Genomic DNA, 283 nt, shown 5'->3' with positions numbered 1-283 from the left:
CGGCGGCCCGCGGTCGCGGGCTCGGCCTTCGGCCGTTGGGTTCTCGCTCGCGGCCAGTACCGCCGCTGACGCGGCTGGGCCTCCGCGAGGTGGCGGCCTGTGACTGGCCGCTTCTTTTTGTCCCGAAACCGGTCCCACTTTCGGAGATATGCTTTAGCCGCCGCTGTCCGCCGCCAATTGCCGCAATATCGCCAGCGCCTCCCCGGCCCGCTCCGCCGGGACGAACAGGTGATCGTGATAGAAAGCCGAGACCGGATTGACGCCCAGATCGGAAGAGCGTCGT

At 68.2% G+C, this 283-nt stretch carries 1 pseudogene; it reads right to left on the bottom strand.

Going from position 1 to position 283, the window contains the following annotated elements:
* Positions 1-153 precede the first annotated feature (153 nt).
* Positions 154-283, bottom strand: a pseudogene (locus EN857_RS36070) (ribonuclease H family protein); the annotation flags it as partial.

Source organism: Mesorhizobium sp. M4B.F.Ca.ET.214.01.1.1, from assembly GCF_004791545.1.
In the GTDB taxonomy this organism is placed as follows: domain Bacteria; phylum Pseudomonadota; class Alphaproteobacteria; order Rhizobiales; family Rhizobiaceae; genus Mesorhizobium; species Mesorhizobium abyssinicae.
The sequence above is the reverse complement of the archived record's forward strand: the minus strand, read 5'-3'. Positions and strand labels throughout refer to the sequence as shown.